Origin of the sequence: Longimonas halophila (assembly GCF_002554705.1) — a bacterium.
GTDB lineage: Bacteria > Bacteroidota > Rhodothermia > Rhodothermales > Salinibacteraceae > Longimonas > Longimonas halophila.
In genome coordinates, this window is sequence record NZ_PDEP01000018.1 from 1 (window position 1) to 22,887 (window position 22,887).

Here is a 22,887-nt window from a genome sequence, read left to right on the forward strand (position 1 = left end):
ACGAACACAAAGACGCGAATGAGCGTAGATTGCCAGTCCATGTCACCAAGGGCTGTTTGTGAGAGCGGCGTTAAGCACCCTCCTCAAACAGCTTGCGGTGATGTGGGTCTCAACTCTGGATTGGCATTTATAGGCTACCAGAAGACTACAAGCATCACCACAGTAAGTCCCACGATAGCGACCGACTGCCAGCGGTAGTCTTTGTACCAGGGCAACGCCTCCTCGGGCTCAATGGTGCGGTTAGCCCACGTATAGCCTTCGATCTTCTCTTGCGCAGGTTGCGTGTCGAACGCGAGCGCGGAGCCGATAGCCAGCCCGATGCAGAGCACCGTAAGCAGGCCTGCTACGATGGTGAAGTGAAGCTGCAGTGTGTCCGTAACCCAGAACGCAAAGACGACAAGCGAGAGGGCATGCCCACCGGTCAGCGTGATGAAGGCGCTGTTTTTACCCATGCGCGGCCAGAACACACCCAGCAAGAACACGGCCACTACCGGCGGCACGAGGAAGGAGAGCACCGACTGGATGTAGTTCCACAGCCCCGGAAACTCGCGAATCATGGGCGCCCAGAGCGCAGCTACGATCATCAGCACGACCGTGACCCATTTGCCGAGCGTTCCAATCTGCTGCGCCGTAAGGTCGGGCTTGGCGGGCTGTACGAAGTCGACCGTGATGAGCGTAGACGCGGCGTTGAGGGTCGAGTCGATGGTGGACATGATCGCGGCGACGAGCCCGGCCAGCACCAGTCCGACGATGCCTACAGGCAGCAGTTCGGTGACGAGCGTGGGGAAGACGAGATCCGGATTCTCAAGATTCGGGTAGAGCGAGAGTGCCCATGCGCCCGGCAGCACCATAATGAAGAGCGGCGCGAGTTTCAGGAGCCCGCCCAGGAGCGCGCCCCAGCGCGCCTGCTTCAGGTCTTTGGCACCCAGCACGCGCTGCACAATGTACTGATTGAGTCCCCAGTAGTAGAAGCCCAGCACCGGCACGCCCACCAGGGTGCCCAGCCAGGGCAATCGGCCCTCTGGATCATCGATGGGGTGGATCATGGACAGGTGGCCGTCGGGGAGGGCCGCGGTGGCTTGCGCCCACGAAAAGTCAAACTGCGCAAACGTAATCAGCGCGATAATAACGGATCCGATAAACAGAATGACCGCCTGAATTACGTCGGTGTAGACCACAGCCGCAAGCCCACCAAACGCGGTGTAGAGACCGGCCACGCCCGCCAGCCCGAAGGCGGTCCACAGAAACGGGAGGTCGGGGAAGAACATCTGCAAGACGAGCGTGCCTGCGTAGATGCCACCCGCAGCGTCAATCATGATGCTGGTGAAGACCGTGAGTCCCGAAAAGTACTTGCGCGAGCGCACATCGAAGCGCTTTTCGAGATACTCTGGAATGGTGGTCAGGCGCGAGCGAATAAAGAACGGGATAAAGAAGAACGCCATGAACACCAGCACAAGCCCCGCCATCCACTCGTAGTTCGACACGGCGATGCCCGTGCTGTACGCATCGCCTGCAAGGCCAATGAGTGTAGTGCTGGAGATATTCGAGGCGAAGAGCGAGAGGCCAATGGTGCCCCACATCAGCGAGCGGCCCGCCAGGAACAGATCCTCACCCGTGTCGATGCGCTTGGCAATGTAGTAGCCAATCCCAAAAACGATGAGAAAGTACCCCCCGATGACAAACAGATCGAGGGTGCTAATGGGAAAGTCATTCATGTAGGAGCAGGTTGGTTTGCATCAACAAGCATGGAGCAGTGGGCACGGCCCGCTACGAGACGCATCCGTTAACGCTGCGTAAAGAGGCCGTTGCATTCTACTCAACAGCGCGGTCGAGGTCAAGCCCGCTGCATAAAGACCGCATGCTCAATACGGCAGATGCGTAATACGGCAGATGCGTAGGTAGAGGGATGCGCAGGCCGGGTGGCACCGCACCGAAAAGGCCCAGCCGCATTGTTGCAGCTGGGCCCGTTGGTGATGGTTCAGTCTCGCAAGCAAAACAGACGGCTCATGAGCAAATCTTACAGCCGGTACGTGAGCGAGGCCTTTATCCGACGCGGCAGAATCGGGCGCGCATTGAAGAACGGCTGATCTGATGGATCTACATCGGCAGGCAGGCGCGGATCGCCTTCGGTGAGGCCCCGGCTGTTGAACGCGTTGAAGGCACGCAGCCCGATACGCAGCGACTGCTCATCCGAAAAGCCAATCGTGTAGCCGAGTCCGGCATTCACGATGGTGTAGGCCTCCAGCTCCTGAAAGTTGGCCTCGTCCCCAAAGCGCTTGCCCGTGTACTTGCCACTGATGCTGACATCGAGCCCGCCACTGTCGTACGCGAGCTCGGCCTGGGCCATCACCTTCGGCTGGCGCTGGATCCAGTTGCCCGTAAACTCCTCGAAGTCGGTGAACTCGTGGTCCTGGAAGGTGAACATACCGTTCAACTGAAAGTCCTCAGCAAATGACGGCACCACGGCTCCGGTGAGTTCGACCCCGAGGGTGCGGCTTCCTCCAATCTGCTCCGGCACGATCTCAATGAGGCCCGTGTCCGGATTCTGACGCGGGTCAGCGGAGAAGCGATTGTTCAGCTCGGTGTAGTAAAGCGCGAGCGTTCCCGACAGGCTGGGCGATCCGGCTTTCAGGCCAAGCTCTCCTTGCAGGAACTCTTCGTTATCCAGGTCACCAATCTCGGCCCCGGGTTCAACAAGGGGGGCCAGCGAAGCCAGTTCGGGGAAGAAGTATCCCCGCGATCCAACGCCGTACAGGTTCAGCACATCTGTAAGTGCGTAATTGGCACCCACTGACACCGCAAAATCGGTGGAGCGGACCGAGCGGCGCGTGAACTGTCCGTTGCCCCACTGAAAGCCCTGCACCGCCAGCGCGTCGCCAAACTCGCCGTTCTCGCCAACCGCTTCGCTGCCTTCCGACACAATCGTAGCCTGGCGCAGCTCGTAGCGCGCGCCGATGTCGAGGCGCAGGTCGTCGCCAATGCTGATCTCGTCGCCGATGTATCCGGCCGCTTTGTTACTGGCGAACTCGTTGTTTACGTATACGCTGGCCGCATTGCTGAGGCCGTTCTGCGTGACGCGGGTCGTGTCGCCGGTGGCCGTGTCTGCAATGAATAGATCAATGAGCCGGGGCTGATCCGCAAACTCGTTCAGGACGCTGCTGTGCGTATCCCGCTGTGTGACCTCGGTACGCGCAAAGAAGCCGCCCACCGTTATGTCGTGGGGGGTGGTTCCGGTGTCCAGCGTGCGGGTCAGTTGCACATCGGTCGAAAAGTCGGTGTAGGGGCGATCCCAGTTCCACGCGCCCTGGTCAATGATAAAGTTCGGATTGCCGGGCGTGCCCGGATCGAACGTCTCGGTGCTGTTGGCATACTGCCAAACGGCCTGTTCAGTGGGCGCATCGATGAAGTCAGCCGCGTAGTCAAACGGGTTTTGGAACGCCGGAAACGGAATAAAGATGTTGAACTGGTGGTCCATATCCGTCCACCGTGTGCGGCTTTCGAAGGTGTAGTCGCTGCCCAGATCTTGCGACACTTCTACTGAAAACGAGGTACCGTTGGCGACGATACCGTTCCCCATCTCCGATTGAAACACTCCATTGGGCGAGCGGAAGCTGAAGTCGGCAGCGCCACGGGCATTGACCGTCGTAATTTCGCGTCCGTCGTTTCCATCGGCGGCTTCGCCCGTTTGCTGGTCATGCGGGAACGGCAAGAAAAACTGGTTGCGGTCGTCGAGGTACTTCGCGTAGATGCGAATGTAGCCGTTGTCTTGCAGGTACGTCAGGTTTCCCTTCAACTGCAGGCCGCGCGTGGCCAGCCCCGACACAACTGGGCCTTCGTCGTAGCGGTAGAACCCGCCCAGGTTGTAGCGCAGATTCTCGCCCAGCGGCCCGTTGGTATTGAAGTCGAGCCGATACAGATTGTCTTGTCCCACCTGTGTGCGCAGCGTCGTTTCCTGGGAGCTGCCCCCTGTTTTACTGATGTAGTTCAGCAGCCCCGCAGGCGAGCCAACGCCAAAGAGCGCTGCACTTCCACCGCGCACAAACTCCAGCTGCTCTACGTTCAGATCGTTGCGAAAGTAGATGTCTTGCGAGCTGGTTGTGGTGCGCGTTTCAGAAATGACGGGCATGCCGTCCTCTTGAATCGGGTTGTACTTGAACTGTCCAGGCGCGGGCAGACCACGCACGAACACGTTTGCGGCGACCTCACCCCCGCCCCCTTCGGTGTGCACACCGGGGACTGAGCGTAAGATATCAGCCTGACTGTTGGGCTGGATGCGCTGGATATCGGCACCTTGAATTACCGAGATGGAACTGGTGGCCTCGCGCTGGGTGCGCTCTTGGCGCGTACCCGTCACGATGGCGCCTTCCATCTGCATCACATCCTCGCGCAGCTCAAAGTTCTGCTCCACGGTAGCATCGGCTTCGATGGTGACCTCGGCCTGGGCGGGTGCATAGCCCAAGAACGTAGCGCGCACCGTGTAGGTGCCCGCTTCGATGTCTTCGATGGTGTAACGACCCTCCGTATCCGTTGTGGTCCCAATGGGGGTGCCCTGAAGCACGACCTGCACGCCCGGTAGCGGCGTGCCATCGGTCTGGGTCACGCGTCCGGTGAGCGTGCCGGTCTGTATGCGGGAAACCGGGGCTGGGCGCGGATTCGCTTCTGCGCGGGGCACGATGGCATAGGAGCGCTCGCCCACCTGCTCGTAGTGCAAGTTGTGGGGATGCAGCAGCCGGTCGAGCTGCCCATGCAGCCGAGCCGGAAGCGCTTTTCGTGCAGGCACATGCAAATCGGCCAACACCCCGGGCTGATAGAGGAAGGTAACGTCGTGCTCTTCGGCAATGTATGAAAGCGCTTCCTCCATTGACACAATCGTGTCGTCGGGCACGGCCTCGGTAAGCGACTGATCGGCCAGGACTGTTTGGGCGCTGGCAGGCATCAACAGTCCCAGCCCAAGTGGCAGCGCGGCGAGAAGCGAGATTACAAAGCAATTGGTACCTGTGTGTGCATGCATAGCAGGACCTCGTTTGGTGCGGTAAGTTGAGTATGTCAGGTTCAATGCGGATCAGGCACGTACAGGACGATGCAAAGGCCGCGTCTTCCTTCTACCATCACTGAATGATGATGCGCTGGTCGATGCGCTCGATAGGGCGACCCAGGATCTGCTGGAGTCCGTCGATCAGCACCGCCAGTTCGTTCTCTACCGCTCCTGATACCTCCTCGGTGCGTACAGACGCATCCTCGATGACCACGTTGTAGCCATACACGTGCTCAATGCGTTCGGCAATACGGGACACGGGGGTGTTATCAAACACAATGGTGTCGGCGGTCCACGACTGGTACGCGTCGGGGTTGGTGGTCCGCTGCTGTTGGATGCCCTCCTCGTTGTCGAAGGTCACCCAATCGCCAGGGGCCATGGTGGTTGAAACAGCCGCCTCCGAAGCCGGAGTCACCGCTACCACGCCCGAAGCCAATACCACATCGGTGGTGGCACGCCAGTGGCTCACCGTAAAGGTGGTGCCCATCACGCGGACGGTGCCGTCGGGGGTCGTTACTTCAACGGGCTGCTCTTCATCCGTGCGGGGCGCAACGTCGAAGCGCGCCTCGCCTTGCAGCGTAAGGCGGTATGGAGCGTCCTCGGCATAGCGCAGGGTCGAGTTACCCGTGAGCGTTGCCTGAATGCCGGTGGCCACATCCACGTGCATGCGCTCGCCATAGGCGGTCTGCACCACCTGCTCGGCTGCAGAGGGGCTCTGGTACTGCAGGAGCACAATGCCCAGTGCCAGCAGAGCAGCCAGAGCGGCAGCCCCCCATGCAGCGGTGCGGCGACGAACCGACCGGCGGCGTGCAGGACGACGCGCACGGCGGGGCGACCGGGACGGCGGAGCGTCTTTGGCTGCCTGCTCGGCCTTCTGAGCACGGGCCACCCGCTCCCACGCGGCATCGACATCTTCTGGGGGCGCTTCGGGAGCGACCCACGCAACCGACTCGATGGTGCGTTTGGCCTCGCGCACGGCTTGCGCATGGTCGGCGCTTTGCGCAGCCCACGCCTCCCAGTCGGTATCAGCGTCAGAGGCTGATGCATCCCCCATTGCCCATCGTTGAAACGACGGGTTGCGGAGCAGGCGCTGCACGAGTGCCTCGGTACGGTCTTTCATGGAGACGATGAGTCCAACAAATCCAACAAACACGTGAGGCCTCCCTCGTTGTACGTGCGATGTTCACTCTGTAAGAGAGGCGCGATGCGTTGATGTACGCTTTTGAAATGTAACAGAGCTGAAACTTGCCGTATGCCTGTTCTCATGAGGCGTCAACCGCTTTGATATGCTGGCGGATGTGGAGGAGCGCCTCCGACACGTAGTTCCGTGCGGTCTGGTGGGCAATATCCATCACGTCGGCGACTTCTTGATGGGTGAGGCCATGCCGAAAACGTAGATACAGAGCCTCGTGCCGACGCTCTGAGAGCGTGCTGAGCGCAGCTTTCACTTTGGTGTGCTGTTCGCTGCGGCGCTCGTGGGCTACAATTAGATCTTCGTATGTGCCTATGAATGCGGGCGTCTCTTTCGCGTGGTCGTCGTGCCGCGTATGCAGCTTGCGCTCGGTTTGCAGATGGCCAAGTATCTGTCGGCGGAGTGCAGACAGCAAGTAACTGCGCGGATGCGTCAGATCGCCCACTGCAGTGTCGCTGCGCCACAGTGCCATAAACACCTCTTGAATGGCATCTTCAACGACCGCTGTGCGCGTAGTGAGACGCCGCCCGTAACTGCGCAGATCTGGATAGACTTGACGAAAAAGCTCTTCGAAGGGATCGTTCGAAGGCGACACCGAACCGTCGTCGGGGGGAGTAGAAGCATCCACGGCGTGTCAGCACGTCGAGTCAGCAGGATTGACTGCGGTGCCCTGGGACACCTGGGGCACCGCATTCGGATTGTGTGCGTTCGTAGTGCTGTTTATTAGAATGATAACATACACATTCCGGCTCACCGGATCGTACCGCCACAGCCTAATGATCACATCATTTTCATAATATGGCACATACGGTATCGATATGCCTTTCTATGACATGCCTGGTTTAGCACAAAAAGACGTGCTCTATCGTCTGTAGACCTACTCTTTGTAACGATAACGACCTTCACGTTACGATTGTCGGATGTGAGGGTCATGGAAGTGCATTTCGGAAATGACTTCATCTCTGAACGCCTGGTCTCTGGTGGGGGACCAGGCGTTTTTTTGTTTGGCTTCGCTTTCTTGCTTTACGATGCGTCAAAACAGAAAAGCAGCATCCCTCACGGAGAAGGATGCTGCCTGAATACGTGCGTACGTCTGTTGCACTGGGCTGCAGCCCAATGCATCCGCAGTGTGGAATCTGTTACTCTGTGTTGCCACACGCAGTGCATATCGCAAACACAGGGAGGGCAACGGGGACGCGTGGAGGCTGTGCGCCCCGCTGCTCAGAATACCTGTCGAAAGCCCCTGCGGAGGAGGCTGTGCTTACAATCGCTTCTTGCGATCGCCGCGGTTGCGGTGCCGACGGCGGCGGGCCTTCTTCTCCTTCAGCCGCTTCTCTTCAGACGGCTTCAGGTACGACATATTCTGACGGTACTCCCGCAGCACACGGCTCCGGTTCACCTGGCGGCGAAACCGCTTCAGGGCGCGATCGATGGACTCGTTGTTGCGTACTTTTACACCTACAGCCAAAGTGGATCCCTCGTTATTCCTATCTGATTATTGTGCGATGCTTGATTGGGGGCGTGGACCTGTACAGCCTACGCATCCATTCGTAACGAGCCCTCTATACGGGTGTTTCTACGTTCGCATTCCGATTTCTGCCCCCGTCCCCGCATTCATCATGGCTTCGTCCCCCACGCTGGTTCTTGCAACCCACAATTCGGGCAAGGTGGCCGAGTTTCGCACGCTCCTGCAGGCGCTCCCGCTTACGTTGCGTACGTTGGATGCGTGGCCGACAGCGCCCGAGGTCGAGGAAGATGCCGACACCCTGCGTGGCAACGCCCTCAAGAAGGCCCGCGCCATCCACGCTCACACGGGGCACGCGGCCCTCGCCGACGACACTGGACTTGAGGTGGAGGCCCTCGACGGACGCCCCGGCGTGCACACTGCACGCTTCGCGGGGCCCAACGCGACAGACGCCGAAAACATTGCGCATCTGCTTGACTCACTGCAAGATGCCAACACACGGGCGGCCCAGTTCCGCACCGTCATTGCGCTCGTTACGCCACAGCGCACGCACTGCGTGGAAGGTATCTGCACGGGCACAATTGCCGAGGCGCCCCACGGTAACGGCGGGTTCGGGTACGACCCGGTGTTCGTGCCCGACGGCCATTCCTCCTCATTTGCGGGGATGGAGGCCGACGCCAAGAATGCCATTAGCCACCGGCGGCGCGCGCTCGATGCGCTGCAGTCGGTGCTGGATGCGGAGTTTGAGGCGTTCTTCGCATAGCGTGCGGGGCATGTAGGATCATGAAACTAAATGCAGTACGCTGCAACTTCCTCCGTCAGAGATTGCCCATAGCGGGACCCGCCTGCATCCCCCAGCGTCCTGTATGACGACTACGCTCAGGAGCGTTCATTTGCTGATCCAACGGGGGACCGTTGGATTCAGTAAGAGAGCCATGATTGGTTTTCTCCCACACTTCGAGGTCATCCTGAGCCCCGAAGCCCGTCGGGGGAAGGATCCCAACGCCAGCCCTGCACGTGTGGCGCCACCTTCGAGTATAAAATCTGGATCCCGGATCTTCGGCGCTATGGGCGCCTCGTCCGGGATGACATGCGATGAATAGTCCCATAGCCGGAGAACGTGTGATTCAAAGATCTGACAGGTCTCGAAGGACCTGTCAGATCTATTCGAACCATCCTCAATTTGGTGGCTACCCTGCCCCCCAACAAAGCCTGTGATGGTGAGCGCAGTCCCGTCTCCTGTGGCTCCGACCACGGTCGGAAGAACCACCTCCTCGGCGTTCAACAAGAGCCGTTCGGGGCAGCACTGCACTCGACTTAACAGAATGACCGTTGACACACTCCTACCAACTGTTCCCTCTTTCATCTGCCTAAGCCCCTATGATTGCTCTTGTTCAGCGTGTCTCCAAAGCGTCCGTTCGTGTGGAGGGCGATACGATTGGTGCCATTGACAACGGCCTGCTCATCCTGCTGGGCGTGCACAAAAACGACACGCGCACCCAGGCCGAAGATCTGGCGCATCAGTGCGCGCATCTGCGCATCTTTTCGGATGACGACGGACGCATGAACCACGCGTTACTCGATACCGGAGGCGCAGCGCTTGTCGTGCCCCAGTTTACGCTCTGCGGCGACACCAGCAGCGGCCACCGTCCGTCATTTACCGATGTCGCCCCACCCGACCGCGCGAAGTCGCTCTATCAGCACTTTGTAGCCGACCTGTCGGAACTGCTGGGGCAGCCTGTGCCCACCGGCGAGTTTGGCGCAATGATGGAGGTCGATCTCGTCAACGACGGCCCCGTCACGTTCTGGCTTGATGAGCCCGGCCCTGAAGACTGACGGCAACGCTCAAAATCCGGGCGGGCGTTCAATAGTGATGGTCGCTCCGGTGCGCGAAAGGCTGCCAAAGATGCCGGTGCCGCCCTCCACACGGTCAATCACGTTGGGGATTTCGCCCGGAGCCAGGCCGCCTTGCTGGGTCGTTTGCGTGCGAATGAGATCATAGTAGTTCTCATCGGGGGCATTGATGGCCACTGTATTCGCCCCGTAGAATGCAAACCCAATCCACGGCACGTCGAGCGTGATGGTGCCATCGTCGTTGAAGGTGAACGAGTCCTCATTGATGAGCGGCGAGGCCCCCCGCTTGAACTCGGCAATCTGCTGTTCCTCCGGGTCGTACGCATCGGCATAGAAGGGCGTAAGCTCCTCGGCAAGCTCTTCTTCGCTCAGCGTCTCAAAGTCGAGCTTTGACGTGACCGCAAACGCGTACGTGTTCGTCCGGTCGGTGCCTTGCGCCGGACGAATCGTAAACTGTGGCTGCTCGGGGCCCTGATATATCACATCGGTGTTTGCTACGTCGAGCACGGTGATGGTGTCGGGCACGGTGGTTTCGGCTCGCACGTCGGTGCCATCCGAGGTCTGAACGTTGAGCCGATAGCGGGTCCGGGGGGATACGGAAGGTGACGCATCGACCGGCTGGTATACGCCCGGCGTTGTTTCTTCATAGGGATACGTAGCTTCGACGGTCCCGTCGGCATTGAGGCGCTGGATCGCGACATCGGCCCCGCGCACCGCGGCATCGCGGGGGGTGAAGCGCTCAGTGGCCGGCACGGACTGCGTGAGCCGCACTTGCGGGAGCGGCTCTTCGGCAATGAGATACGCCTCTACAACCACTTCCGACTCGGGGTCGGTGGATACGGTGTCGCATCCCCCCAACAACATGAGCACAGTTAGCGCACTTGTAAGAAACCCGACCAGGAGGTACGAGCGTCGTGGTGTGCAGGTAGCGGTCATGGGCAGCAGGCTATGCGGGATACGGTGGGCGATCCAGATGGTGGTGTGTCAGACCTCATTTTGATGGTTCCCCTGCAGTTATCCCCCGACGAAGCTTGTCATGGTGAGCGCAGTCGAACCATCTCCCGCTCGGTTGGCGGGTGTGAGGTTGTGTCGGGCGTGTAGGAGATCTTTATTCACTGCGTTCATCAGTCGCTTCGCTCGTGTCAGGACTCCGCGTCTCCTTGGCGGAGCCGCTTCGCTCAAAATGACAGCATCTGAGGGGGTACGTTGCTTCCCCAAGATTGACGTGTAACAGAGCAGTAGGCGAACGGAGGATCGTTCGCCGCAGAGGATTGTTTTCAACGATGAGCTATCGTTCATTTCAGGGGACGCTTTAACGCGCTAAAATGTCAGCGTGAGGGCAATATTGGGCAGCGGCACGGGAATCTGTGGCACAGTGTTGCGCGTGACGGTGCCATCGTCTTCAAACTCGAACAGGTAAAACCAGATGTTTTCGCGCGCATAGGCGTTGATCAACTGAAACTGAAGCTCCATATCCGCCCAGCCGAAGAAGCGTCCGGTGCGCTGAACGCCCAGGTCCAGGCGATGATAGGCCGGCAGCCGGTCGGCATTGAAGGGACTCACGAGGACGTCGCGGGTGGAAATGTCGGATTGCAACGGGTCGTCTTGCAGGCTGTAGCGGAACTCGGGGTTGGTGTAGGGCTGCCCGGTGGCGTAGTTGAATGTGGCGGTGGCGCGCCAGCGATCCGAAAAGGGGTAGTTGAGCACGATGTTCAAGTCGTGCGTGCGGTCGTATTTGGGCACGTAGAAGCTGGGGGATCCGTCGGTGGCAACATTGACATCTGGAAACTTGCGCTCGGTGCGGCTAAGCGTATACGCTGCGAATCCGGTGATGGGCCCTTCGGTGCGGCGCACGGTCCACTCGTTGCCGAAGGCGTATCCGCTGCCAAAGCGGAAGGTCTCGGCGTAAGGCAGTCCGGCCACATCCGGCAGAAACGGATCTTGCTCGAACAGATCGCGCATGGTGCGCACGTAGGCCTCGGACTCCACCTGCCAGCCGCCGTCCCACTCGGTCTGCACCCCGGTGGTCCACTGATCGCCAAAGGCGGGCGGCACGCCTTCGTCGGTCATAAGCCAGGAGTCGAATCCGGTAAAGAGCTCGCTGGATTCGAGGGTCAGGAACTGGTAGTAGCGTCCGTACGCCGCTTGCAGGCGGATGTCGGGCGTGAGGTCGTACGCCACCGAGAGGCGCGGGGCCAGGCGCCAGAAGTTGCCCTGGTCGAAGTAGCTGCCCCGAAGTCCGCCCCGAATGCGCCAGGCATCGGTGGGACGGTACGTGTCCTGCACGAAGAGCGACGCATACCCGCTGCGGATGCGGCGCTGGAACGATTCGCTGCCGTCGAAGGTGTTGCGCAAATTGAACGCCAACTCGCCGCCCCACACGCCGGCCTTAAACGCGTGCTCCGGCGAAGGCGTGTACTCGACATCGGCTTTGATGGAGAGGTCGGTGACTTCGTTCGTCTGCGTGAAGCGCGTGCCCGCAATGGTGGCAATGGGCGTGCTCTTGTAGCGCGAGGCAGTGGCTGTCACCGAAGAAAACACCTGCGAGGAGAACAGACGCGTCCAATTGGCACTGAGCGTGCGATTGCCGTACGCAATGTCGAACTGACCATCATCTAAGAACTCCAGGTCGAGCTGGTCTTGTCCGCCATAAACCGAAAGCGAGATGCGGTCGTCGTCGGTGAGGCGGTAGTTGGCCTTGGCGTTGATGTCGTAGAAGTAGAAGCGGTCGGGGATGGCATCGACGTTTGCGCCCCGGAGTACAGCCAGGAGCGGCTCCAGCGTGGAACGGCGGGCCGCCACCATGTAGGAGCCGCGGGCGGTGTTCGTCTCCTCATTGCGGTTGATGGGTCCTTCCACATAGGCCCGCGCCGCCAGCAGTCCTGCGCTGAGCCCGCCCTGGGTTTCGCGGCGGTTGCCATCTTTGTTGTAAATGTCGACCACGCTGCCGATGCGCCCGCCGTACTCGGCAGGAAATGCGCCCTTGTAGAGCTGCACGTCCTTAATCGCATCCGGATTGAACGTGGAAAAGAAGCCGAAGAAGTGCGACGGGTTGTAGACAGTCGTCTGATCGAGCAGAATGAGCGTTTGGTCGGGACTGCCGCCACGGATGTAGAGTCCGCTCGAAAAGTCGCTGGCGGCCTTTACGCCGGGCAGGTACTGCAGCGAGCGAAAGACATCGGGCTCCAGAACAGCAGGCAGGTCGCGCACCAGCTCGGTTGAGATGCGCTCCACACCAAGGTCGCGCTCGGCCTCTTCCTCTGCATCATCGCGCACGACCACTTCGTTGAGAGCCACGCCATCGGGGGGCAGCTCCAGGTCGAGGCGGCGGTCTTCGTCCGGGTTGAGCGTAACGGTAGCCGTGATGCGCTGATAGCCGATGTAGGAGGCGGCCACGGTGTACGTGCCGGGCTCCAGGCCGCTCAGGGTGTAGAACCCCGCGTTGTTGGTGGCCGCGCCGCGCTCGGCCTCCTCAACCAGTACATTTGCGCCTAAGAGCGTTTCGCCGGTGGTAGCATCGCGCACGTATCCGCTGAGCGTGGCCGTGTCTTGCGCGGTGACTGTGGGGGCCGACATGAGAATCGCCAGGGCAAGCAGTACGCCAGTGCTCCCCCCCCACCAGTGCTCATTCAAGGCTCCATACGCCATGTACATCTGTGGCTCTGTCTATAACAATGCGATACAATGTGGCTGCGCTATGCTTCGGTCCTGCGTTTTAACAAAAGCATGCGCAGATGCCTTCCACCCGACGGTGCGCTCTGGGGTCTTGTTACAGCGCAAACGTAAAGATGCCGGCAGGCAATCGGTGACATTCGATTGTTATTTCTTTAAACTTTTTCCGATACTATGGGGTGGCGTTCAACTGCGTTTGCTGTTATCCTGCAAACGGTTTCGCAGCCCAAACACGCTTGTCGCACCTGCGCTCCGTGCCTGCTTCTTCTATTGAATACGTTATCTAAATCAACGGCTTCTGCCTATGTTTATTCCCAGCGCGCTTCTCAAGAAGCTTTACACGTTTGGCAGCCTCGAAAACACCGATCAGGGGGTGCAATTTGGAATCAAAAACCGATTGCAGGATGCTACGCTCAACGAGCTAAAGCACGTGGTCATCGATGGCACAAAGGTACCGCTCTCAGACGTGCACCTGCACCTGGGCGATGGGACAACCATTGACGCTACGGCGCTGGAAGACAGTACCGCCATCGACTTCCCGCTGCGGCGCACGCTCTCGGTCGTTTGCAACCGGGAGGCGCTGGATGTGGGGAAGCACGAAATTTCGATCGCGTTTAAGAGTAAGCCCTTCGGCACGCTCGACTTTACCGTTGAGGATGCGATCAGTGAGGCCGATGAGACGCTGCTTCGCATCCCCCGAAACAAGGACGACGACTACTCTGACGAAGCGATTGCCGAGCGGCAGAAGTTCATCCGCTCATTCACGGATACCGACCCCGAGCACAGCTTTCAGCACTCGTTCGATCCGCACGTTACGAAGGGCAACGCTGAGCACTTTGTGGGCGTGTCGCAGGTGCCGCTGGGCATTGCAGGGCCCTTGCAGGTGAACGGCGAGCACGCGCAGGGCGAGTTTCTGATTCCGATGGCCACCTCCGAGGGCACACTCGTGGCCTCGTACAACCGTGGCATCAAGGTGGTCAACCTGAGCGGAGGGGTGAAATCGACCGTGGTGAACGACTGTATGCAACGCGCGCCGGTGTTTGTGTTTTCGGATGCACGGGCGGCCCGCGAATTCCGCGACTGGGTCGATAACCACATGGACGAGGTGCGCCGCGAGGCAGAATCGACCTCCAGCGTGGCGAAGCTGCTCTACATCGACACGTACCTGTCGAATGACTTTGCGTACCTGCGCTTCAACTACCGCACGGGCGATGCTGCCGGACAGAACATGGTGGGCCGCGCGACCTTTGCCGCGTGTGGCTGGATCATCGACCAGTACCCCGAACCCATTGAGCACTTCTATCTCGAATCGAACTTTGCCACCGACAAGAAAGCCTCGCAGGTGAACGTGATGCGCACCCGTGGCAAGCGCGTAACCGCCGAGGCGATCATCGACCGCTCGGTGCTTGAGCAGCACATGCGTGTGGATCCAGAGAGCCTGCACGATCACTGGAACGTGTCGACCATTGGGGCTTTCCTCTCGGGCGCGAACAACAACGGCGCGCACTCGCCGAATGCCATTACGGCCATGTTTATTGCCACCGGGCAAGATGTGGCGAACGTGTCGGAGTCCTCAGCGGGCGTGCTGTACACCAACGTGACCGACGACGGTGACCTGAAAATCTCGCTCACCATTCCGTCGCTCATTGTGGCCACGTATGGCGGCGGCACGGGGCTGCCCACACAGCACGAGTGCCTGGAGATGATGGGCTGCTACGGCAAGGGCAAGGTGCATAAGTTCGCCGAAATTGTGGCGGGGGTGGCGCTGGCGGGCGAGCTGTCGCTGGGCGCGGCGATCTCGTCGTCGGACTGGGTGTCGAGCCACGAATCCTACGGCCGCAACCGATAGAGCCGAGAATTGCTTTCATGTCTGCCTTTTAGTGATGCGCTATGGCCCTGCAACAGATCGACGTCTACCTGCCTGCCACGCAAGATGCTCTCGGCAAGCTGGGCGATGATGTAGTTCTCCTCGACCGCCACACGCTAACCACGACCAACGAGCAGGTGCTGGAGCGACTCATCGTGGATGCCACTCACACTGAGCAGGTGCTGGAACGCCTGCAGAAGCAGATGGGCCACACCGACGACTTTCGCATCGTGGTGTCGCCCGTAGGCGCTACGCTGCCCCGTCCCGAAACCGATGAGGAGGAGAAGAAGAACGACAACGGCACCGATCGCATCAGCCGCGAGGAGCTCTACCAGGACATGAGCGATTCGGTGCAGATGAAGAGCGTCTACTTTGCGCTCGTGGCCCTCTCGGTCATTGTAGCCGCGGGGGGGATGCTGCGCAACAATACGGCTGTTGTCATCGGCGCGATGGTGATTGCTCCGCTCATTGGGCCCAACATTGCACTGGGTCTGGGCACCACGCTGGCCGACCGCGATCTCATTCTGAAGAGCCTCAAGACGAACTTGAGCGGACTGCTCTCGGGGCTGGCGCTGGCGTATGGTATGGGGCTGGTGCTGCCGGTCGATCCTACGCTGACGGAGATCTCGCTACGCACTACCATTGGCCTACCCGATGTGGCCCTCGCCGTGGCTGCCGGCGTGGCCGGGGCCCTGGCCGTTACGCGGGGCCTCTCCACCGCCATTGTTGGCGTGATGGTGGCCGTGGCGCTTGTGCCGCCGCTGGTAGCGGTGGGGCTGCTGCTCGGGAGTGGCGACCTCAATCTGGCCTACCAGGCAGGGCTGCTGCTCATTACTAACGTGGCGGGGGTGAACCTGGCGTCGGTGCTTACCTTCCTGGCCATGGGCGTGCGCCCCATGTCGTGGTACAAGGCCGAGCAAGCTAAAAAGGCGACTCGCTGGGCTCTGCTGCTGTGGACGCTCGTGCTCGCGGTGCTGGCCTCCGCCATCTGGCTGGCGGCGTAGCAAGCGACGCTGCACGCTGGGTTTTTACATGCGACGCCTCGCGCGGCGTCGCTATTCTGGATACAATCTCACTCCTCATGTCGACCTCCACCCTTCCAGATACCATTGCCGATGCCCTCTCCACCACTCGGATGGGCACGCCCCTGCGCTATCGCCACACGGTCGGCTCTACCAACGCCGACGCTGCCGCCTGGGCCCGCAATGGCGCGCCTGAAGGTGCCGTGGTGCTGGCGGAGCAGCAGACCGAAGGCCGCGGGCGCCACGGACGCACCTGGGCCGCGCCGCCGCATCAGGCGCTTACCGGCTCCGTGGTGCTCCGCCCCGACCTCCCGCCCGACCTGTTCTCGCTGATCCCTCTTGCCGCCAGCCTTGCCGTGGCCGATGCCATGCAGGCGCTGGCCCTGCCACATCCCCCGCGCATCAAATGGCCGAATGATGTGCTCATTGACGGACGTAAGTGCTGCGGCATGCTCCTCGAAACCGCGATGCGCGGCGCCTCCCCCCAGCCCCATGCAAACACGTACGTTGTGCTGGGGATCGGGCTAAACGTGAACCAGACGGCGTTTCCTGAAGGTGTCGATGCCACCTCGCTGCGCCTCGAAACCGGCCAGCCGGTGCCGCGCGGTCCGCTCTGGGCCCGCATCATGCAGCACCTTGAAGCTCGCTACGACGCCCTGCACGTCCCGGAGCAGCGCGCTGATCTGCGCAGTGCCTACGCCGACCGCATGCTCTACCGCGGCCAGTCGATTACCGTGCGGGCTCCCGGCACCGACCGCACACGCACCGGCACTGTCGTGGGCATCAACGAAACCGGCGCGCTGGTGCTCGACACACCGCGCGGGCAGGTTACCTTCCATGCCGGCGAGGTAACGACCCGCCCGGCGTAGGTGAGCGTTCTCTCTTGTAGCGACCGCTCCCGACACCACAGATCCACTGATTCCCCATCCATCCACCGCCCATGCCTGCTGCCTGGCTCATTCTCGACATCGGCAACAGCGCCGTAAAGTGGGGGCAATTTGCTGACTCCGGCAGCCTCACTCACACCGGACGCCTGGCATTTTCTCCGTCTCAGGGGGATGCGAAGGCATGGCGCACGGCCCTCCAATCGGATGCAATTCCGGAGGCCCAGCGCGTAGGCATTGTGTCGGTGGTGCCGCAGGCCACACAGCATGCTCAACTGGCTATTGAGGCGCAGTTTGCACGTCCCGCCCAGGTGCTGCGTGTGGAAGGGCCGCTGCCGTTTGCGATGCGCTACGACACGCCCCACACCCTTGGCACCGACCGACTGGCCGCCGCCGCCGCCGCGTGGTACGCCCACGACCCGGCACACCGCCGCAGCGTGCTTGCTATCGACGCAGGCACCGCGCTCACCATCGAAGTCATTGACAACACCCCCGCGTACCGAGGCGGCGTCATTGCGCCCGGACCGCACCTGCTCCGCGATGCGCTGGCCACCGGCGGCGCGCAACTGCCTGCGGTGGACCTGACCGCGCCCCCGCATCCCATTGGCAACTCCACCGAACACGCGCTGCAGAGCGGCATCGTACACGGCTTTGCTGCCATGGCTTCGGGACTCGTCGAGCAGCTCGCGAATACCCTTTCCGATACACCGTACATGGCACTCACCGGCGGTGCCGCCTCGCTGCTCCATGACGCTCTGCCGCGTGTCGACACCCACGACCCGCATCTGGTGCTACGCGGCGCGTATCAGCTCCTGCGGTATCGGGCACGGCACGAATGATTACACACAATGCAAAACCGTGACACGAACTTGTACCGCACATAAAAAGAAGTGATGGTAGTGGGTAGACGCTAAGTGATAAGGCTATCGTAGAATGTAGGTTTGTCTTGTTCGAACCCCCTCTCCCTTCGGGTTTCTCCCCCTTTTCCAAGGGGGAGATGTCGATAGACAGAGGGGGTTGTCTGGCTCCGATGATGTCGGCCATATGACAATCACTTACCATTGAACCGCTACCGAAGTGATTTTATCGACTTCGAAGAGGACTTTCTTCCACAAGTGCAAACACGCCAACATGCAGTAGCAGAAATAGACTCGTACGTGATAACGACTCGTACCCGTCTTGAATGTTTAATCCGAACCAGATTCCACATTCATTTTCGTATAGAAACCACCATTCGTGTGCCGCCAGTGCCACGCCTCCGACAGCCAACATCAAGGAAACCCACATCGCATTTTTCCGCCATGTATTTTTCCAAAGGGCCCCTGCTGCGCCCATTTGCACAAGCGCTGTAACGAGGATCAGCACTGTAACAGCTACATCACTGATCGGTAACATAGCCCATCCTCCCAACGAACCCAGGGATGAGCTTGTCGCTACTCCAGCTAAGTTGTTAAGAGCAGCCACTCCTAACACTGCCGAGCTGGAAATCAAAAAGGCGTCGGAGAGAATCGAACGAACGGTCTTGTAGCTATTCATATTTCGCAAAGTGCGTTAAGGACGTTCATACTGAATAATCGTCGGCTCCATATCGTCTGTAGAAAGGATATAGAGATAGTCTTCCGTTACAGCTATATCATCGGCTTGAACAGGGATATTCCAGGTGTCAACATGCGAGCCATCTTGCTTTTCATACAGCAAAATTGTGTCTGAACGATTCAGCTTTTCGGAAAGTGCCCCAAGCTTGTCATCGCTCTGATAAGACATGACCTCTTCGCGTGAGGTCTGCTTCCCCGAGTAGAGCACAAACAAATGTTCGCTATCTACGTCCATCGACAGCGTGGTACGTGGGTACTCCGCCAAATCAGGGAGACGAGGCTCCTCTTGAGGCGGCATGGGGTCATTCTTCGGACTGTTTGTGAGAAACTGAATGCCGTCCTCATCGACTCCGACGATGTATGACGAGAAGTCGAACCCGATGTATGCGCGCTCAGAATCACTCACGATATGCCCGTACTGGAGCTGAAATGCATTGCGCACATGCGAGAACTCGTCGGGCAGCGCCACCGATTGAATAGGTTCGCCTTCTTCATCAAGGGTGGCCGTATAATTGAGTATCTCAGCAAACGGATCAGCCGTAGAGGTCACGTTCAGCACATGGGTGGTGCCAATTGGCGCAGCACGTAACGAGCCGCGATCCCCAATTCTGCTGGTGCGTTCGATGGGTGATAGGTCGTAGTCGTACAGTGTAATAGATCGGCTCCCTTCGTCCCACAGCCAGATGTGCTCGTCGTTTACCTGCTGTACAACAGCCTGCCCCTGACCGGCAATTTCACCCGGGGCCTCTCCGACCCCAGTTTGACAGCACATGTTGCCGGTGTCGAGGTTCATGCGAAACACACCTGTATCTGAACTGCTGCGATCAACCCCAATGAGAAGGGAGTCTCCAATCACCGTAAACACATCAGGCTCAAACAGTCCTTCTGAAAACCGAGTTACCTCCTCGAACTCGTGCTCACCTGCAGAAGCCCTGTCTCCGGTATCAGGCTGTTCTGTTTCACAAGCTACAAACCCCAACAAAAATATGGATAAGAGCACGTGTTTTGTCATTACGAAGTGAATTTTTAGTAGAAGGGCTAAGTGCTCAAGTACTACCAAATACTCAAGTACTAAAGACATGTGCTACATGCTCGCATGAGAAAGCCTTTGAGACGGCTTCTCATGCGAGCATGTAGCACGGATTGTCTGACTGAACTACACTAAACTTCAGTTTGATGTTCTGATGGGGGTGCTTCCTCCTCCACAAACATCTTCACATCCTGATCCTCCTGTGCACACGCGCGTGGTTGGACCATCGCAGAGTCCATTTGTGACCCTTTTTGCGCATGTGCAGCTTTGTGTTGTTGCATCTGAGCTCTGGAAGACGCTGGAGGTTGCAAGCGCAGGCCCAAGCGAAATGCTCAATGCAATGAAAAGAGCTATGGACACTCTGGCAATGTTTGCTTTTAGCTTGTTCATGGCATGTAAAAACTGGTGATCACTGAATCGAAATCACTTCACCATAACTGGTTTTTTTTTTGAATCTCAACATGATCACCAAACTTAATATTTTGTTAATATTCTTATTGCTACCAACCACTGGGGGCTACAAGTACCAGAGCCCAACACACCTAATTACACACAATGCAAAACCGTGACACGAGCGGGTAGACGTTCCGCCTGGCAATGTGTATACTGCGTGTAGCTGTTGTTTCTTTTCCCCACAGACAGTCCCCTTATGCGCTGTTCGTCGGTCGTTTTTGCTGTGATGCTCCTTATTGGAAGCAGCCTGCTACCCGCCACGGCCCAGAAGTCCACCTCAGATGACGCTGACCGCGTGGTGCGTACCATCATTGTGTCGGATACGTCGTCTGATGCTAAACCGGAGGCCGCGGCTGACACGAGCGGGGCAGCCACGGTGCGGCCCGGCGCGCCCGGCGAGGTAAGTCGGCGCTACGAATCCACCCCGGATGCAGCCCCCGAGGCCACCGCAGCCGACATCCGCTTTATGCAGCACATGATTCCGCATCATGCGCAGGCGCTCGACATGACCGCGCTTGTGGAAGAACGCACCGACAACGAGTCGCTCCACCAACTGGCCCGCCGCATCGAGCTGGCCCAGTCCGACGAGATTGCGCAGATGGCCGGGTGGCTGGCTGCCCACGATGCCGAGGTGCCTCCGCTTCCGGCTGCGGTTGAGGGGCCCGATGGCGCTCCTGTGCGCGACCCGAGCCACGCCATGCATCCGCCCATGCAGATGGAAGGCATGCTCAGCGCCGACCAGATGCAGCAACTGGTCGAGGCTGAAGGTGCAACGTTCGAGCGCCTGTTTCTGGAGTTCATGATTATGCACCATGAAGGGGCCATCACCATGGTCGAAACGCTCTACGCATCCGACCGCGGCGGCCAAACGAGCACCGTAAACGCACTGGCCTCGCACATCGAATCGGCCCAGGTGACCGAAATCGCCCGGATGCAGCAGATGCTTGCTGCGTACGAGTAACAGCCTGATGTAGCCCACCGCTCCCTTGCCTCCCTCTGTTTCACTGAATCGTTTCGCCTTATGCGCCCCGTTTCTGTACTGCTTCGCTTTGCTTTACCCGCCATGCTCGTGCTGCTGTGCGCCGCGCCCGTAGCGGCCCAGGACACCGCCGACGCCTCCTCGTCCGACGAGCAGTGGTGGAACCCCGACGACCCACGCATCGGACTCGACGCCGGGTGGTACGGTGCCGAGTCGGCCTCCGAACACATGACGCTCCTGGCCTCCGACCCGCGCCCCGACACGTTTGTAGATCCGGATAACCCCGGCGATCTTGGGTTTGCGAACTCCGACATCGCTTTTCGCGACAACTACGCGATCGTGGGTAACTTCATGGGCTTCATGATCTACGATATCTCGGATCCGGCCCAGCCCAACCTTGAAACGACGGTCGTGTGTCCCGGCGGACAGGGCGACGTGTCGATCTATGGCGACCTCGTCTTCATGTCGGTCGAGGAGATGCGCGGGCGGGTTGACTGCGGCTCGCAGGGCACCTCGGGCCCGGTTGACGAAGAGCGCTTTCGGGGCGTGCGCATCTTTGACGTGAGCGACATTGCCGCGCCGCAGCAGATTGCGGGCGTGCAGACATGCCGGGGCTCGCATACGCACACTATTCTCGACTCGCCCAACGACGACGAAAATCTCTACGTGTACGTATCGGGCACCGGCCCGGTACGCCACGAGTCTGAACTGGAAGGCTGCTCCGACTTGCCGCCCTCGGAAGATCCTGAAACCTCGCTTTTCCAGATTGAGGTGATTCAGGTGCCGCTGGATGCGCCGGAAACCGCCAAGATCGTGAATGAACCGCGCATCTTCCAAGATCAGGAAACCGGCGACCCCGACGGCCTCTGGCCGGGCGGTCGTCATGGCGAAAACACGCAGAGCACCCGCGCCACCAACCGCTGCCACGACATCACGGTGTATCCGGAGATCGGGCGTGCTGCCGGGGCCTGCTCTGGCAACGGCATCCTGCTCGACATTACGGATCCGGCCAACCCCGAGCGCATCGACGCGGTGGCAGACTCCAACTTCGCATTCTGGCACTCGGCTACCTTCAGCAACGACGGCGAAACGGTCCTCTTTACGGATGAGTGGGGCGGTGGCGTGGCCCCGCGCTGCCAGGCCGACGACCCGCGCACCTGGGGCGCGAATGCGTTCTTCCGCCGCACAGGCGATACGATGGAGCATGCCAGCTACTACAAGATTCCCGCCCCGCAGACCGAGACCGAGAACTGCGTGGCCCACAACGGCTCGCTGATTCCGGTGCCGGGGCGCGACATCAAAGTGCAGGCGTGGTATCAGGGCGGCGTGTCGGTGTTTGACTTCACCGATCCGTCGGAGCCCTACGAGATTGCGTTCTTCGACCGCGGTCCCATGAGCGACGACGAGCTGCAGATCGCTGGATACTGGTCCACCTACTGGTACAACGGGCGCATCTACGGCACCGAAATTGCCCGCGGCTTCGACGTATTCGAGTTGGAGGCGAGCGAGCATCTCACCGAAAACGAGCTGGCTGCGGCCCAGCTGGTCTCGTACGACACCTTCAACCCGCAGCATCAGCCGCACAATGAATGGCCCGCCGACTTTGCGGTCGTGCGCGCCTACCTCGACCAGGCCGAACGTCATGAGGCGCTTTCTGAAGATGCGATAGCCGAGCTGCGTACCGAGTTGGATCGCATCGAAGCCGAAAGCGATGCCTCTGCCCAGCAAGAAGCGCTTGAGACGCTGGCTGCCGACCTCGATGATGACTCGGAGCGCGTCCAGCGCATCGCCACCGCCGCCACCGACCTGGCGAATTCGCTGTAGCCGGACGCTACAATG

General features: G+C 59.8%; 17 protein-coding genes. 8 read left to right on the forward strand and 9 right to left on the reverse strand.

Going from position 1 to position 22,887, the window contains the following annotated elements; genetic code table 11:
• Positions 1 to 134 precede the first annotated feature (134 nt).
• The 5 genes from CRI93_RS14125 to rpsU form a co-directional block, all read right to left on the reverse strand.
• Positions 135 to 1,715: a sodium:solute symporter gene (locus CRI93_RS14125; RefSeq protein ID WP_098063293.1), complete on the reverse strand. Its 1,581-nt coding sequence runs from the start codon at positions 1,713 to 1,715 to the stop codon at positions 135 to 137.
• A 302-nt stretch (positions 1,716 to 2,017) separates the two neighbouring features.
• On the reverse strand, positions 2,018 to 5,011 hold the full coding sequence (locus tag CRI93_RS14130) for a TonB-dependent receptor (RefSeq protein ID WP_098063294.1): 2,994 nt from the start codon (positions 5,009 to 5,011) through the stop codon (positions 2,018 to 2,020).
• Positions 5,012 to 5,108: 97 nt separating this feature from the next.
• Positions 5,109 to 6,155, reverse strand: a complete 1,047-nt coding sequence (locus CRI93_RS14135; RefSeq protein ID WP_098063295.1) for a FecR family protein — start codon at positions 6,153 to 6,155, stop codon at positions 5,109 to 5,111.
• A 142-nt stretch (positions 6,156 to 6,297) separates the two neighbouring features.
• The gene (locus CRI93_RS14140) at positions 6,298 to 6,855 is read right to left on the reverse strand and encodes an RNA polymerase sigma factor (RefSeq protein WP_098063296.1); all 558 of its coding nucleotides are present in this window, start codon (positions 6,853 to 6,855) and stop codon (positions 6,298 to 6,300) included.
• Positions 6,856 to 7,488: 633 nt separating this feature from the next.
• Positions 7,489 to 7,695: a 30S ribosomal protein S21 gene (gene rpsU / locus CRI93_RS14145; protein WP_098063297.1), complete on the reverse strand. Its 207-nt coding sequence runs from the start codon at positions 7,693 to 7,695 to the stop codon at positions 7,489 to 7,491.
• A 151-nt stretch (positions 7,696 to 7,846) separates the two neighbouring features.
• On the opposite strand from rpsU, the gene rdgB reads away from it, so the two are divergent.
• Entirely contained in the window at positions 7,847 to 8,455 is a 609-nt protein-coding gene (gene rdgB, locus CRI93_RS14150; RefSeq protein ID WP_098063298.1) for an RdgB/HAM1 family non-canonical purine NTP pyrophosphatase, read from the forward strand.
• Between the two features lie 617 nt (positions 8,456 to 9,072).
• On the forward strand, positions 9,073 to 9,528 hold the full coding sequence (gene dtd, locus CRI93_RS14160; protein WP_098063300.1) for a D-aminoacyl-tRNA deacylase: 456 nt from the start codon (positions 9,073 to 9,075) through the stop codon (positions 9,526 to 9,528).
• A 9-nt stretch (positions 9,529 to 9,537) separates the two neighbouring features.
• Here dtd and CRI93_RS14165 read toward each other — a convergent pair whose 3' ends face one another.
• Both CRI93_RS14165 and CRI93_RS14170 read right to left on the reverse strand, forming a co-directional pair.
• The gene (locus CRI93_RS14165; RefSeq protein ID WP_098063301.1) at positions 9,538 to 10,482 is read right to left on the reverse strand and encodes a DUF4249 family protein; all 945 of its coding nucleotides are present in this window, start codon (positions 10,480 to 10,482) and stop codon (positions 9,538 to 9,540) included.
• Positions 10,483 to 10,866: 384 nt separating this feature from the next.
• Positions 10,867 to 13,122, reverse strand: coding sequence for a TonB-dependent receptor (locus CRI93_RS14170; protein ID WP_098063315.1), 2,256 nt, complete (start codon positions 13,120 to 13,122; stop codon positions 10,867 to 10,869).
• Between the two features lie 400 nt (positions 13,123 to 13,522).
• Here CRI93_RS14170 and CRI93_RS14175 point away from each other — a divergent pair, with 400 nt between their 5' ends.
• From CRI93_RS14175 to CRI93_RS14190, 4 genes are all read left to right on the forward strand, one after another.
• A complete protein-coding gene (locus CRI93_RS14175; protein WP_098063302.1) occupies positions 13,523 to 15,067 on the forward strand; it encodes a hydroxymethylglutaryl-CoA reductase in 1,545 nt (514 codons plus the stop codon).
• 41 nt (positions 15,068 to 15,108) lie between these two features.
• Positions 15,109 to 16,089, forward strand: coding sequence for a TIGR00341 family protein (locus CRI93_RS14180; protein WP_098063303.1), 981 nt, complete (start codon positions 15,109 to 15,111; stop codon positions 16,087 to 16,089).
• Positions 16,038 to 16,976: a biotin--[acetyl-CoA-carboxylase] ligase gene (locus tag CRI93_RS14185; RefSeq protein ID WP_245850555.1), complete on the forward strand. Its 939-nt coding sequence runs from the start codon at positions 16,038 to 16,040 to the stop codon at positions 16,974 to 16,976. Before CRI93_RS14180 ends, CRI93_RS14185 begins: the two co-directional genes overlap by 52 nt.
• Before the next feature lie 71 nt (positions 16,977 to 17,047).
• Positions 17,048 to 17,830, forward strand: coding sequence for a type III pantothenate kinase (locus CRI93_RS14190; protein WP_098063304.1), 783 nt, complete (start codon positions 17,048 to 17,050; stop codon positions 17,828 to 17,830).
• A 244-nt stretch (positions 17,831 to 18,074) separates the two neighbouring features.
• Here the strand turns inward: CRI93_RS14190 and CRI93_RS15220 are convergent, their stop codons facing one another.
• Together CRI93_RS15220 and CRI93_RS14195 are read right to left on the reverse strand one after the other, a co-directional pair.
• Positions 18,075 to 18,527, reverse strand: a complete 453-nt coding sequence (locus CRI93_RS15220; RefSeq protein ID WP_141491733.1) for a hypothetical protein — start codon at positions 18,525 to 18,527, stop codon at positions 18,075 to 18,077.
• A gap of 15 nt (positions 18,528 to 18,542) precedes the next feature.
• A complete protein-coding gene (locus tag CRI93_RS14195; RefSeq protein ID WP_141491734.1) occupies positions 18,543 to 19,667 on the reverse strand; it encodes a hypothetical protein in 1,125 nt (374 codons plus the stop codon).
• 598 nt (positions 19,668 to 20,265) lie between these two features.
• On the opposite strand from CRI93_RS14195, the gene CRI93_RS14200 reads away from it, so the two are divergent.
• Both CRI93_RS14200 and CRI93_RS14205 read left to right on the forward strand, forming a co-directional pair.
• On the forward strand, positions 20,266 to 21,030 hold the full coding sequence (locus tag CRI93_RS14200; RefSeq protein ID WP_098063306.1) for a DUF305 domain-containing protein: 765 nt from the start codon (positions 20,266 to 20,268) through the stop codon (positions 21,028 to 21,030).
• 60 nt (positions 21,031 to 21,090) lie between these two features.
• Positions 21,091 to 22,872, forward strand: coding sequence for an LVIVD repeat-containing protein (locus CRI93_RS14205; protein ID WP_217992555.1), 1,782 nt, complete (start codon positions 21,091 to 21,093; stop codon positions 22,870 to 22,872).
• Positions 22,873 to 22,887: the final 15 nt, after the last annotated feature.

What these genes read in the sequence shown, in the direction of transcription:
- CRI93_RS14125 (WP_098063293.1), bottom strand. Translation starts at nt 1,715, where the DNA reads ATGAATGACTTTCCCATTAGCACCCTCGATCTGTTTGTCATCGGGGGG.
- CRI93_RS14130 (WP_098063294.1), bottom strand. Translation starts at nt 5,011, where the DNA reads ATGCATGCACACACAGGTACCAATTGCTTTGTAATCTCGCTTCTCGCC.
- CRI93_RS14135 (WP_098063295.1), bottom strand. Translation starts at nt 6,155, where the DNA reads ATGAAAGACCGTACCGAGGCACTCGTGCAGCGCCTGCTCCGCAACCCG.
- rdgB (WP_098063298.1), top strand. Translation starts at nt 7,847, where the DNA reads ATGGCTTCGTCCCCCACGCTGGTTCTTGCAACCCACAATTCGGGCAAG.
- dtd (WP_098063300.1), top strand. Translation starts at nt 9,073, where the DNA reads ATGATTGCTCTTGTTCAGCGTGTCTCCAAAGCGTCCGTTCGTGTGGAG.
- CRI93_RS14165 (WP_098063301.1), bottom strand. Translation starts at nt 10,482, where the DNA reads ATGACCGCTACCTGCACACCACGACGCTCGTACCTCCTGGTCGGGTTT.
- CRI93_RS14170 (WP_098063315.1), bottom strand. Translation starts at nt 13,122, where the DNA reads ATGTCGGCCCCCACAGTCACCGCGCAAGACACGGCCACGCTCAGCGGA.
- CRI93_RS14175 (WP_098063302.1), top strand. Translation starts at nt 13,523, where the DNA reads ATGTTTATTCCCAGCGCGCTTCTCAAGAAGCTTTACACGTTTGGCAGC.
- CRI93_RS14180 (WP_098063303.1), top strand. Translation starts at nt 15,109, where the DNA reads ATGGCCCTGCAACAGATCGACGTCTACCTGCCTGCCACGCAAGATGCT.
- CRI93_RS14190 (WP_098063304.1), top strand. Translation starts at nt 17,048, where the DNA reads ATGCCTGCTGCCTGGCTCATTCTCGACATCGGCAACAGCGCCGTAAAG.
- CRI93_RS15220 (WP_141491733.1), bottom strand. Translation starts at nt 18,527, where the DNA reads ATGAATAGCTACAAGACCGTTCGTTCGATTCTCTCCGACGCCTTTTTG.
- CRI93_RS14195 (WP_141491734.1), bottom strand. Translation starts at nt 19,667, where the DNA reads ATGTCTTTAGTACTTGAGTATTTGGTAGTACTTGAGCACTTAGCCCTT.
- CRI93_RS14200 (WP_098063306.1), top strand. Translation starts at nt 20,266, where the DNA reads ATGCGCTGTTCGTCGGTCGTTTTTGCTGTGATGCTCCTTATTGGAAGC.
- CRI93_RS14205 (WP_217992555.1), top strand. Translation starts at nt 21,091, where the DNA reads ATGCGCCCCGTTTCTGTACTGCTTCGCTTTGCTTTACCCGCCATGCTC.